Source organism: Psychromonas hadalis ATCC BAA-638 (assembly GCF_000420245.1).
Taxonomy (GTDB): domain Bacteria; phylum Pseudomonadota; class Gammaproteobacteria; order Enterobacterales; family Psychromonadaceae; genus Psychromonas; species Psychromonas hadalis.
Window position 1 is genome coordinate 1 of sequence record NZ_ATUO01000114.1, and the last position, 11,695, is coordinate 11,695.

Sequence of the window (11,695 nt, forward strand, 5' to 3'; positions counted from 1 at the left end):
CAAAAATCAAATCATCGCGGTCAATGACCGCTATAAAGATGTATTTAACTAAGGATTGGCTTCAAAATTACTTGCGATTTTGTTTTAAAATAGCCAGTCATCTAGGGCTTTTTGGAAACAATTTATCGCAAGTTATTTTGTAACGATCCCTAAGGCTGATATCACGAGTAAAAAATTCAACAAATAATTAACCACGAAGGAACAGGAATGATAAAGATACAATTTTTGTAACTACTCAGGTCGTCGCCATTTAAGCCTATTTCATCGTTGAAAAATGCTCATTTAAACCACTAAACTGCGCTTTTTCGCCTTGAACTAAGCATAACTGGCTTAGCCCTGAGCATTTACAGTCTATTTTTTATAAAAACACCTCTAATTTTAAGGGGTGCTGAGTAGTTACCAATTTTCTTGTTAATGTTTTCTTCGTTTTTCTGTGCCGCGTAGCGACTTCGTGGTTATACTTTTATAAACGGTAATCTGTTTGCACTAATATCTCTTAGATTCAAATAAATTAGACAAATCCCAATTTTTTCGGTATTTGTTGTATAATCCCCCCTATTATTATTTACACCCTTTTTATTATTGGAAATCCCATGTCTTTTGAAGCGCTTGATCTCGACCAACACCTATTAAATGCCCTTGATAAAATGGGACACAAACGTCCAACAAGCATTCAAACACTCGCTATTCCTGTGGCAATGGACGAGCAAGACATTATGGCAAGCGCGCCAACAGGAACCGGTAAAACACTGGCTTTTTTATTACCCGCTGTGCAACGCTTAATTGATTTTCCACGCCGTAAAGGAGGCTCTGCACGCATTTTAGTCTTGACCCCGACTCGTGAGCTAGCCGTTCAGATAAGTGAAGTAGCACAAAGTCTTTGTAGAGGGACAGAGCTTGTTGTAGGTAACATCATTGGTGGTATTGCTTATGAAGAGCAAGAAGAAGTGATCATGGCTAACGTTGATATCGTTATCGCCACACCAGGTCGCTTAATGGAATATATTGACGCTGAAGCATTTGACTGCCGCGAAGTAGAAACATTAGTTCTTGATGAAGCTGATCGCATGTTAGATATGGGTTTCATTGAGACCATGGACCGCATTGCAGGTGAAACACGCTGGCGTAAGCATACTGCGCTATTTTCAGCAACGTTAGAGGGTAAAGGGTTACGTGAATTTTCACGCGACATTTTAAACAGCCCCGTACAATTAAATGCAGAAGTCTCTCGCCGTGAAAGTGGCAAAATAACGCAATGGATTCACCTAGCAGATAACGCAGAGCACAAAATAAAATTACTTGCTTTTATTTTGCAACAAGAGCCTTTACATGAACAGCAGCAAAAGATGATTGTGTTTGTTAAAACACGTGATCGTCTTACTGAATTAGTGGCACAATTAGCAGAACTAGAAATTTCGTGTAACTACTTACGTGGTGAAATGGATCAAGAGAAACGAAATGAGTCTCTACGTCAATTCAAAGAGGGGAAAATCAACATCCTCATTGCAACTGATGTTGCCGCGCGCGGTATTGATGTCCCCGATATTACTCATGTTATTAACTACGATATGCCACGTAGTGCTGATATTTACGTGCACCGTATTGGCCGTACTGCACGTGCTGGTAAAAAAGGTACCGCAATTTCGCTCGTTGAAGCACACGACGTTGATATATTAAGCAAGATCGAACGTTATACCGATCAAATTCTGAAACGTCGCGTGATCAAGTCATTACGTCCAGCGAATAAAGAGGCAAAGGTCAGTCAGCGTAAATCGAAAAAACCGGTGACCAAAAAAGGTAAAGCGCGCGAGCATGAGCTAAAAGAGCAAAAGAAAGCAAAACGCCAAAAGAAAAAAGAAGAGATAGGTAAACAACGTCACCGTACTAAAAAAGCCAAAGGAAAACCAAGCTGGGCAGGTAAAGGCCCTAAAAAAGAGCCTGAAAGCGAGTAGATGAATAAATAACTATCAGTCATTAGCCGTCAGCTTTCAGTGCAAACTGACGGCTGACCGCTTTAGTTATCTTTCATCACGATAAAAAACCAGTTCTGTTTCCGTTGAATCCGCTTTCACAAAGTAATAGCCATCCACGTCAAAAGTCGTTAACTGCTTTATCTCTGTGATCTCATTTTCTAAGATATAACGTGCCATTAACCCACGTGCTTTTTTAGCGTAAAAACTGATCACTTTATACTGACCCTTTTTCTGATCTTTAAAGATAGGCGTAATGATTGTCCCTTTTAACTCTTTTTTCTTCACCGCTTTGAAATACTCATTAGAGGCAAGGTTGATCAGTAACTCATCTCCTTGCTCTTTTAATACACGGTTCACTTCATCTGTTACCAATGATCCCCAAAACTGATAAAGGTTACTGCCTCGTACGTTTTCAAGGCGTGTTCCCATCTCTAAGCGGTATGCCAACATCAAATCTAAAGGTCTTAACAGACCATATAAACCAGAGAGAATACGCAGATGTTGTTGTGCATAGGTTAATGTTTTAGGCGCGAGGGTTTCAGCTTGTAACCCAGTATAAACATCACCTTTAAAAGCAAACAGTGCTTGCTTCGCATATTCAGGTGTCAGTGGTAATTTCCAATCGGCAAAACGCGCCACGTTTAATCCAGCGATTTTATCACTGACTTTCATTAATGAGGCAAGTTCCTGCATTGAAAGCTGCTGACAACGCTTTATGAGTAACTCACTTTCAGATAACAACGAGGTTTGTGTAAATTCAGATGTTGGGGGAGCATTTTCAAAATCAAGCGTTTTAGCGGGTGAGAGTAAAATTAACATAAAGTTCCTAGGAATATTTGACCAGTGAGGGTAAATTGAACAACCGCTCAGTCTTATGATAGGGGTCTTGCATGTCGGAGGGGGTGCTTTAGCCCTGACTCGTACACAAAGACCTAAAAAGTAAATTGGACGTACTGCTTTAGCTGCGCTTTGATAACCAAGCAGGACTAAAGTCCTACGTCCAAAATAAAGCTTTAACCGTGTGATACCAATCTACAAAGTAAATAGAAAGTGATACTTTAGCTTCACTTGTTTTGACTTTACTTTTCAAAACAAGGTAAGACTAAAATCTCACTTCCTTAGGCAATAAAGCTTATTAATAATCCAATGTTATATCATCAAGCATACCTGCTCCTAATGATTTACGCCCCTCTGTTGAATCAAGCTTAATCATTAAACGTACATCATTAGCGGAATCTGCATGTGCTAACGCCTCTGTGTAACCGATAACACCCTGCTCATACAGATTAAATAACGCTTGATCAAACGTTTGCATGCCATGTTCGCTGGAGCTTTTCATAATATCTTTAAGGGTATGCAACTCACCTTTACGAATCGCTTCTGCCATGGTGGGTGTATTATATAAAATTTCAAAGGCTGCACGACGTGATTTACCATCCGCGGTTGGAATCAGTTGCTGCGCCACAATCGCACGTAGATTAACGGACAGATCAAAAAGAAATTGGCGATGTCGGTCTTCTGGTACGAGGTGTAAAATACGATCTAAGGCTTGATTGGCATTATTTGCGTGTAACGTTGCCATACACAGATGACCCGTTTCAGCAAAGGTCAGTGCAAACTCCATGGTTTTACGGGTGCGTATCTCACCAATCAAGATAACATCGGGCGCTTGGCGCAGTGAATTTTTAAGCGCTTCTTCAAAAGAATCGGTATCAATACCCACTTCACGTTGCGTGATCACCGATGAACCATGCTCATGCACAAACTCAATAGGATCTTCAATGGTTAAAATATGCCCTGATACATTTTGATTACGGTAACCAATCATAGCGGCTTGTGTTGTCGATTTACCCGAGCCGGTTGCGCCGACAAACAGAATCAAACCTCGATTTGCCATACAGGTTTCTCGGAGTTGCAAAGGTAAATGCAACTCTTCAAAACTGGGGATATTGCCCTCGATACGGCGAATAACCATACCCGGTTGCTCTTTTTGCATAAAAGCACTAACCCGAAAACGCCCAGCACTGTCACTCTTGATGGCGTAATTTGCTTCTTTTGTTTCTTTAAAGTCACTAAAACGTTGCTCTCCCATCGCCTCCTTTAAAAGAGCAAATACTTGCTCTTCATTTAGTTCTTGTTGCGTGATCGACTCTAAACGACCATTTAACTTGACGGTTGCGGGTAAACCAACGGAGATATACAGATCCGAGGCTTTTAATGCATCTACTTTTACCAGTAATTTTTGTAACATATCATATTACCTTAAATTAGAATGTTTTCGGATCAGCTGCTTTTTTTGCGGCATCAGCATGTGACACTTCGCCTTTGCTGACCATATTACGTAAACATTGATCCAGAGTTTGCATGCCATGCACCATTCCCGTTTGAATAACTGAATACATTTGTGCCACTTTATCTTCACGTATTAGATTACGAATCGCAGGAATGCCGATCATAATTTCATGGGCGGCAATTCGTCCTCCTCCGTTCTTTTTAAGCAGGGTTTGTGAGATAACCGCACGTAATGATTCCGATAACATTGAACGTACCATGCTTTTTTCTTGGGCAGGGAATACATCAATAATACGGTCAATGGTTTTAGCCGCAGAAGTGGTATGCAAGGTACCAAAGACCAAATGACCCGTTTCTGCAGCGGTTAGCGCTAAACGAATGGTTTCTAAATCACGCAATTCACCGACCAAAATCACATCGGGATCTTCACGTAGCGCACTACGTAGCGCAGCATCAAAACTCAGGGTATCTTTATAAACTTCACGTTGGTTAATCAACGATTTTTTACTTTCATGTACAAACTCGATAGGATCTTCGATGGTTAAAATGTGTTCGTGACGAGTATCGTTAATATAATCAACCATCGCGGCCAGTGTGGTCGATTTACCCGACCCGGTTGGGCCGGTCACTAACACTAAACCACGCGGAAAATCAGCAATCTTTTTGAAAATTTCTGGGCACTTCAAATCCTCTAGCGTTAATATTTTGCTAGGAATAGTACGAAATACAGCGGCAGCTCCCCGTTTTTGATTAAATGCATTCACACGAAAACGGGCTAGATCAGGAATTTCAAAAGAAAAATCAGTTTCTAACTTCTCTTCATAATCTTTACGTTGCTTATCATTCATGATGTCATAAATCAGACTATGCACCTCTTTATGCTCTAATGCTGGCACATTTACCTTACGTACTTCACCATCTACTCGAATCATGGGTGGAACACCTGCAGAAAGGTGTAGATCTGATGCATTATGCTTTACACTAAAAGCTAATAATTCCGTGATATCCATAATTTAAAACCTTATTAAAAATGACTAATATAGAAAAACAAATAAATAACGTTACTCAAAAAATAGCTCATGCAGCCATGCAAGTACAACGTAATGCTGATCAAATCCAGCTACTTGCAGTCAGTAAGACCAAACCGGTTAGTTTGATCAAACAAGCATACTTTGCAGGGCTTCGCCATTTTGGTGAAAACTACGTGCAAGAGAGTATTGAAAAAATCAAACAAATTAAGCAAGATGATGATTTTAAAGAGCCACTTTTTTGGTATTTCATCGGCCCACTACAATCAAATAAAACCCGCCCCGTGGCAGAACACTTTGATTGGGTGCAAAGTATCGCGCGTTTCAAAATAGCGCAACGTCTTAATGCTCAACGCCCAGATGACCTTGCCCCCCTTAATATCTGTTTACAGGTTAATATTAGCGGAGAAGCCACTAAGTCGGGTACTACTTTATCGCAAGTTATTGAACTCGCTTCACAAGTTAGTGATCTACCACGCTTAAAACTACGTGGTATTATGGCCATTCCAGAAAAAACAGAAAATATCGAACGCCTTGAAAAACAGTTTGATGAACTCCATAACATCTATCTAACATTACAGGGCTTATACCCACAGGTTGATACACTGTCAATGGGTATGAGTGGCGACCTACAAAGTGCCATAAAATGCGGTAGCACGATGGTACGTATTGGCACCGATATTTTTGGTGCAAGAAATTAATTGCAAGTAAGACTTTAGTCTTGCATCTTTAAAAAAAGAGGTTTAAACATGTTACACAAAAAAATTGCCTTTATCGGTGCGGGCAACATGGCATCGAGTATTATCAGTGGTTTAATAAAAGATGGCTACCCAGCAGGCTCAATCTGCGCAAGTGAGCCGAATAAAGAGGCAACGGATAAACTCGTTACACAATTTTCTATTACTGGAAGCCAAGACAATAACGCCTCTGCAACATGGGCTGAAGTAATTGTCTTAGCGGTTAAGCCTCAAATTATGGCGGTAGTGTGTCAAGCACTTGTCGATGCGGGCATTGATTTCAGCAATAAACTGGTTATTTCAATCGCTGCTGGTATCTCAGTACAGCGCTTACAATCAATACTGGGTGAAAATACACCCGTTATCCGCGCAATGCCCAATACCCCCGCACTCCTACAAAAAGGGATGGCGGGTCTGTTTGCATCAACACAGGTTAATGACGGAAACAGAACATTTGCAAGTGATTTAATGCAAGCAGTCGGCGAAATGATCTGGGTGGAAGAGGAGTCGATGATTGATGCGGTGATAGCCACATCAGGCTCAGGCCCTGCTTATTTTTTCCTCTTTATGGAAGCAATGTTTAAAAAAGCAACCAAAATGGGTTTTTCAGATGAGCAAGCGAAACAACTTGTTTTACAAACCGCACTGGGTAGCGCTGAGATGGTGGCAAAAAACCCCGATATTAGTATCGCAACACTACGCGCGAATGTAACCTCAAAAGGTGGCACAACAGCCGCTGCATTAAACAGCTTTAATGACTCAGGGCTAACAGAGATCGTGGCGACAGCAATGCAAGTGGCGGCAGATCGTGGCGCAGAGATGGAAAAACTATTTTAATTAAAAGGTAATAAAAACTTATGAGCTCAGTTAATTTTTTAGTGAATACCCTATTTGACCTCTACATTATGGTCATCTTATTACGTGTTTGGTTACAGGTAGCACGCGCTGATTTTTACAACCCATTCAGCCAGTTTATCGTCAAAGCAACACAACCAATTGTTGGCCCACTACGCCGTGTTATTCCTAGCTTAGGTAGTTGGGATACAGCCACTATCTTGTTCGCTTTTATGGTGGCCTGTTTAAAAATCATCACCCTAAGTTTGATAATGAATGCGCCCTTTAACCCGATGATGATTGCAATTTCAGGTTTGGTTATTTTATTAACCGCAGTGTTTAAACTGATTTTCTGGGTACTTGTTTTACGTGCCATTTTGAGTTGGGTCAGCCAAGGTCGTAATCCAATTGAAGCGGTAATGATTCAGCTTAGTGAGCCATTACTTGCGCCTGTACGCCGTTTTATTCCTGCTATTGGTGGATTAGATCTTTCTATGATTGTGGTGTTACTGGGATTGCAATTTGTAGAACTGTTAGTAAACGACCTACTCAGCAGGTTATTCTAATAAGATGAACAAACCCTACCTAAAATATGACGGAGAAGATTTACTGCTACGTCTTATTTTACAACCCAAAGCAAGTAGAGATGCTTTTGTGGGACTACTTGGTGATGAACTTAAAGTCGCCATTACAGCGCCTCCCGTTGATGGTCAGGCGAACAAACACCTGATTAAATTCCTCAGCAAACAGTTCAAAGTGGCTAAGGGGTCTATCATTGTGGAAAAAGGTTTACTCAATCGCCATAAGTTAGTACGCATTAAAAACCCTAAACAGATACCAGATGCTATATAAGGACAGTTTATGTTTAAAATTCTTTTGATAACCCTGATCGCGACACTAAGTTTGCCAAGCGTTGCAGAGCAAAAACAAGATTTCGCCAATTTAGAAGTGCATTATATTGCCCTTCCCTCTACCTTTATCAAGCCCTATATCGCCACACAATATGGGCTTAAACGCAGTAAACATACGGGTTTAGTCAATATTTCAGTATTGGATAAAAATCAGCAATCCACGCCGATTGAAGCAGAGCTAGTTGGCACTGGACGTAACTTGATTGGACAAACTGAGCAACTTAAATTCAAAAAGATTAAAGAGGGAAAGTCGGTCTATTATATCGCTACCTATCCTTTTACTAATGAAGAAATAGTGAAATTTGATATCCAAATCAAAGCACAGGGCAAAACCAATCGATTGAAATTTCAGCATAAATTTTACGTGGAGTAACAAAAATGAACAAGCAATGGGTATTAGCAACAAGTAACAAAGGTAAAGTGAAAGAGATGAGTGAGCTATTAAATAGCTTCTCTATTGAAGTATTACCACAAAGTCATTTTGATGTTAATGAAGTGCCAGAAACAGGGACTACCTTTGTTGAAAATGCGATTATTAAAGCACGTCATGCTGCTAAGATAACGGGTTTACCTGCTATTGCTGATGATTCGGGGGTAGAAGTCGATTTTTTAAATGGTCAACCGGGGATCTGCTCGGCACGTTTTGCCGGTAAAAATGCCAGTGACCAAGAAAATATTGATCTGTTATTAAATAAATTAGAAGGTGTTGGTGAAGCACAACGCAGTGCTCGTTTTCAATGTGTTTTAGTGTATATGCGCCACGAACTCGATCCAACCCCCATTATCTGCCAAGGCACGTGGGAAGGCACGATCACTGAACAACAAAATGGTAAAAATGGCTTTGGTTATGATCCTATTTTTTGGGTGGCATCAGAAAACTGTTCATCAGCGCAACTCAGTAAACAGCGTAAAAGTGAACTGAGTCATCGCGGTAAAGCATTGGCTCTATTGGTTAAACAGCTTAAAGCGCAGTTAGGTCAAAAGTAGATGTTACAACTCCCTCCCCTTAGTCTCTATATTCATATTCCTTGGTGCATTGAAAAATGCCCCTATTGTGATTTTAACTCGCACAAATTGCGTGGAGAGATACCAGAGCAAGCTTATCTGCAAGCATTGGTTGATGATCTAAAAATCGATCTTGTTTATGCACAGGGACGTATCTTAGACACGATTTTTATTGGCGGTGGCACGCCAAGTCTTATCTCCGCATCGGGTATTGGTTGGTTATTAGTTGAAATTGAAAAACTGATCCCTTTTAAAAAAGAGATTGAAATAACCCTAGAGGCAAACCCTGGCGCAATTGAAAACAGTAAGATAGCGGAGTTTCACCAAGCGGGCATTAGCCGTTTTTCCTTTGGAGTACAAAGTTTTCAACAGGAAAAACTCACTAAGCTTGGACGAATTCATGGCGTTGAGGAAGCGAAATCGGCGGCCCGACAAGCAAAACAAAGTGGTATCAAAACCTTTAATTTAGACTTAATGCATGGTCTGCCAAATCAAAGCCTTGATGATGCACTGTTTGATTTACAAACCGCAATCGACCTGCAACCAACACACCTCTCTTGGTATCAGCTCACTATTGAGCCTAATACCCAATACTTTTCACATCCCCCAAAATTGCCAGAAGATGAACTGTTGTGGGAGATTCAAGAAGCGGGGGTAAAATTGTTAGCGACAAATGGCTACCAACAATATGAGATATCGGGATACTGTCAATCAGGTTTTGAGTGCCGACACAATCTTAACTACTGGTCTTTTTCTGATTACATTGGCATTGGTTGTGGCGCACATGGCAAGTTAACACTGCCTCTTGAAAATAGAATTATACGCACCACCAAAGTGAAACACCCAAAAGGTTATTTAGAAGTAAGTCGCCCATTTTTAGACAGTTCAGAAACCGTTAAACAAGATGAACTAGCCTTTGAATATATGATAAATCGCCTGCGCCTATTTGCACCAATCCCTTTTCAAGAGTTTAAAGATTACACAGGGTTAAGCATTGATTCGATAGCAGAGCCTATTCAACAAGCAATTGATAAGAAGTTACTGATTAAAAAGAGCGACCATTGGTTAATGACTGATTTAGGACATCGTTTTCTTAATGACTTATTGCAGTTGTTTATAGATTAACTAACTGAAAAGCGAACCACGAACACAGAGAGCACCAAGATAGAGACTTCTTTCCTCTCCTAAGCGTCTGTTTTTCTTCGTGCCTTCGTGGCTCATATTTTTTGTGTTGATTCATTGTATTCTACTCAGCACCTCTTAAAATTTAAGGTGTTTTTACAAAAATAGCACTAGATGCTCAGGGCTAAGCCATTTACATCTAGTTCAAGGCGAAAAAGCGGAGTTGAGTGGTTTAAATACTACGTACATCCTGTACTTCACCCTACGGGCCATCCTGCGGATGTTCAAATTTACTCCCGATAAATTTGTGAGTATTTTCAACGAAGAAGTCGGCTTAAATGGCAACGGTCTGAGTAGTTACGATTCATTAAACAATAAACGTGCACGCAACCCCGGGTAGTTATCACTGAGACTTATCTGTCCATTGTGAATTTTCATCACCGTATTTACCAATGCGAGCCCTAAGCCCAAGCCATGTACGGAGCGGCTTAGGTCTAAACGCACTAACTGATCTAACGCCCGTTCGCGATCTTCTCCCTTAATACCTTTACCATTATCGGCAATCACCCCCCCCGAAGCAGTCGATAATTCTCTCAATCACACTATTTTCAGGGGTATATTTAATGGCGTTATCAAGCAGGTTAAAAACAGCACGAAATAGCAAACTGGGGTTACCCTGAAAAATACAAGGCATATCAACGGTGAGGTATATTTTCTGATTTTTATCCAATGCGAGTGGCTCAGTAAAATCTAAAACATCATTAACAATTTTATTGAGATCACAACTTTTTTTAGCGATAGGCACACGTCCCGTTTCTAAATTATACAGCTACATCATGCCACTAAAGGTATCTAACAGTAGCGAGAAATCTTGCTGAATCCCCTCCAACTGTTGCTCATTTTCTGGTAAAAAATTGCCACTATTTAACAGATCTTCAATACGTAGTTTAATACGCCCCATTGGGGTGCGCAGATCGTGAGCAATATCCACGGTCAACGATTTTAGCTTAGATTCACTTTTCTCAAGCTGGTCTAGCATGTTGTTAAGGTGTATTACTAACGTATCAAATTCATCCCTATTTTCACCCACTTTTAGACACACACCTCACTCGCCCTGCATCACTCTATTCATGATTTCATTCACTAAATTAAGACGATTTAAAATATGCATCACAATCCACGTGGCCATAATAAACAGCGCAAGGAAAGGAAAAAAAGTATTACAAACAATAAAGATATCCGATATTCCGCACTCATTTCAGGAATAAATCCTCCTATTTTCAAGAATAAATTTTTTGATATATTGTCCCTAAGCAATCAATAATAACTCTATTCCTCTCTTTTAAATTCACTACCAGTTCCTGTTGTGCGGAGGTAGTCAGTACATGTGGCCCTTACACCCAACGTGCCGTCGGTGTTTGAGTTGGCTTGTATTTTAAGTCTGGGAAGTATGTAGATTGCGCTTTAAGCTCTTCTCTTATTTATGCTCTAATGCAGCGTACACTATAAGGCAACAAGTCATGATCATTAGTAATGCTTCAATGCGCTCAGGCTTTTTTAAATATAATGAAGATGGTAAAAAATCAGGACTTTTTAAAAAACGAAAACCTTTTTCTACACTTTGTTGTGATTTGTAAAGCCCAAGCATTTTTTCCATTGTTAATGTTTCGCTACAATTATTTGTCGCTAACATGAACATGCCTTTTTCTTGTAAACTCGCCTGACGCTCTTCTAATGAACAATAAACCTGCCCTGTTATTTGATACTCATGCTTCTCTGCTTGTTGCCCCTGT

Annotated in this window: 14 protein-coding genes and 1 pseudogene; 8 read left to right on the top strand and 7 right to left on the bottom strand. The window is 40.3% G+C overall.

Annotated features, from left to right (window positions below):
• Positions 1–593 precede the first annotated feature (593 nt).
• Positions 594–1,952: an ATP-dependent RNA helicase SrmB gene (gene srmB, locus G322_RS0113390; protein WP_022942263.1), complete on the top strand. Its 1,359-nt coding sequence runs from the start codon at positions 594–596 to the stop codon at positions 1,950–1,952.
• 66 nt (positions 1,953–2,018) lie between these two features.
• On the opposite strand, the gene yaaA is transcribed toward srmB, so the two are convergent.
• The 3 genes from yaaA to G322_RS0113405 form a co-directional block, all read right to left on the bottom strand.
• Positions 2,019–2,792, bottom strand: a complete 774-nt coding sequence (gene yaaA / locus G322_RS0113395) for a peroxide stress protein YaaA (RefSeq protein ID WP_022942264.1) — start codon at positions 2,790–2,792, stop codon at positions 2,019–2,021.
• A 316-nt stretch (positions 2,793–3,108) separates the two neighbouring features.
• A complete protein-coding gene (locus tag G322_RS0113400; RefSeq protein ID WP_022942265.1) occupies positions 3,109–4,224 on the bottom strand; it encodes a PilT/PilU family type 4a pilus ATPase in 1,116 nt (371 codons plus the stop codon).
• Between the two features lie 16 nt (positions 4,225–4,240).
• Complete coding sequence (locus tag G322_RS0113405) at positions 4,241–5,275, bottom strand: type IV pilus twitching motility protein PilT (protein ID WP_022942266.1); 1,035 nt, start codon at positions 5,273–5,275, stop codon at positions 4,241–4,243.
• 20 nt (positions 5,276–5,295) lie between these two features.
• On the opposite strand from G322_RS0113405, the gene G322_RS0113410 reads away from it, so the two are divergent.
• The 7 genes from G322_RS0113410 to hemW are packed head-to-tail and all read left to right on the top strand — an operon-like array spanning position 5,296 to position 9,905.
• Positions 5,296–5,994, top strand: coding sequence for a YggS family pyridoxal phosphate-dependent enzyme (locus G322_RS0113410; RefSeq protein ID WP_022942267.1), 699 nt, complete (start codon positions 5,296–5,298; stop codon positions 5,992–5,994).
• 48 nt (positions 5,995–6,042) lie between these two features.
• A complete protein-coding gene (gene proC / locus G322_RS0113415; RefSeq protein WP_022942268.1) occupies positions 6,043–6,867 on the top strand; it encodes a pyrroline-5-carboxylate reductase in 825 nt (274 codons plus the stop codon).
• A 20-nt stretch (positions 6,868–6,887) separates the two neighbouring features.
• Complete coding sequence (locus tag G322_RS0113420) at positions 6,888–7,430, top strand: YggT family protein (protein ID WP_022942269.1); 543 nt, start codon at positions 6,888–6,890, stop codon at positions 7,428–7,430.
• A gap of 4 nt (positions 7,431–7,434) precedes the next feature.
• Complete coding sequence (gene yggU, locus G322_RS0113425) at positions 7,435–7,716, top strand: DUF167 family protein YggU (protein ID WP_022942270.1); 282 nt, start codon at positions 7,435–7,437, stop codon at positions 7,714–7,716.
• A gap of 9 nt (positions 7,717–7,725) precedes the next feature.
• Positions 7,726–8,148, top strand: coding sequence for a DUF4426 domain-containing protein (locus tag G322_RS0113430; RefSeq protein ID WP_022942271.1), 423 nt, complete (start codon positions 7,726–7,728; stop codon positions 8,146–8,148).
• A 5-nt stretch (positions 8,149–8,153) separates the two neighbouring features.
• Positions 8,154–8,762 carry an RdgB/HAM1 family non-canonical purine NTP pyrophosphatase gene (gene rdgB, locus G322_RS0113435; protein ID WP_022942272.1) on the top strand — a complete coding sequence of 203 codons (609 nt, stop codon included), beginning with the start codon at positions 8,154–8,156 and terminating at the stop codon, positions 8,760–8,762.
• Positions 8,763–9,905: a radical SAM family heme chaperone HemW gene (gene hemW, locus G322_RS0113440; protein WP_022942273.1), complete on the top strand. Its 1,143-nt coding sequence runs from the start codon at positions 8,763–8,765 to the stop codon at positions 9,903–9,905. It abuts the gene before it with no gap.
• 354 nt (positions 9,906–10,259) lie between these two features.
• Here the strand turns inward: hemW and G322_RS23930 are convergent, their stop codons facing one another.
• The 4 genes and pseudogenes from G322_RS23930 to G322_RS24290 all read right to left on the bottom strand — a co-directional run.
• On the bottom strand, positions 10,260–10,469 hold the full coding sequence (locus tag G322_RS23930) for an ATP-binding protein (RefSeq protein WP_022942274.1): 210 nt from the start codon (positions 10,467–10,469) through the stop codon (positions 10,260–10,262).
• Positions 10,456–10,707: an ATP-binding protein gene (locus G322_RS23935; protein ID WP_022942275.1), complete on the bottom strand. Its 252-nt coding sequence runs from the start codon at positions 10,705–10,707 to the stop codon at positions 10,456–10,458. The genes G322_RS23930 and G322_RS23935 overlap by 14 nt, the downstream gene beginning before the upstream one ends.
• A gap of 24 nt (positions 10,708–10,731) precedes the next feature.
• Positions 10,732–11,004 (bottom strand): hypothetical protein, encoded by a 273-nt coding sequence (locus G322_RS23940; RefSeq protein ID WP_211217155.1) that lies wholly within the window; start codon positions 11,002–11,004, stop codon positions 10,732–10,734.
• 178 nt (positions 11,005–11,182) lie between these two features.
• A pseudogene (locus G322_RS24290) lies at positions 11,183–11,695 on the bottom strand (IS1634 family transposase); the annotation flags it as partial.

What these genes read in the sequence shown, in the direction of transcription:
- srmB (WP_022942263.1), top strand. Translation starts at nt 594, where the DNA reads ATGTCTTTTGAAGCGCTTGATCTCGACCAACACCTATTAAATGCCCTT.
- yaaA (WP_022942264.1), bottom strand. Translation starts at nt 2,792, where the DNA reads ATGTTAATTTTACTCTCACCCGCTAAAACGCTTGATTTTGAAAATGCT.
- G322_RS0113400 (WP_022942265.1), bottom strand. Translation starts at nt 4,224, where the DNA reads ATGTTACAAAAATTACTGGTAAAAGTAGATGCATTAAAAGCCTCGGAT.
- G322_RS0113405 (WP_022942266.1), bottom strand. Translation starts at nt 5,275, where the DNA reads ATGGATATCACGGAATTATTAGCTTTTAGTGTAAAGCATAATGCATCA.
- G322_RS0113410 (WP_022942267.1), top strand. Translation starts at nt 5,296, where the DNA reads ATGACTAATATAGAAAAACAAATAAATAACGTTACTCAAAAAATAGCT.
- proC (WP_022942268.1), top strand. Translation starts at nt 6,043, where the DNA reads ATGTTACACAAAAAAATTGCCTTTATCGGTGCGGGCAACATGGCATCG.
- G322_RS0113420 (WP_022942269.1), top strand. Translation starts at nt 6,888, where the DNA reads ATGAGCTCAGTTAATTTTTTAGTGAATACCCTATTTGACCTCTACATT.
- yggU (WP_022942270.1), top strand. Translation starts at nt 7,435, where the DNA reads ATGAACAAACCCTACCTAAAATATGACGGAGAAGATTTACTGCTACGT.
- G322_RS0113430 (WP_022942271.1), top strand. Translation starts at nt 7,726, where the DNA reads ATGTTTAAAATTCTTTTGATAACCCTGATCGCGACACTAAGTTTGCCA.
- rdgB (WP_022942272.1), top strand. Translation starts at nt 8,154, where the DNA reads ATGAACAAGCAATGGGTATTAGCAACAAGTAACAAAGGTAAAGTGAAA.
- hemW (WP_022942273.1), top strand. Translation starts at nt 8,763, where the DNA reads ATGTTACAACTCCCTCCCCTTAGTCTCTATATTCATATTCCTTGGTGC.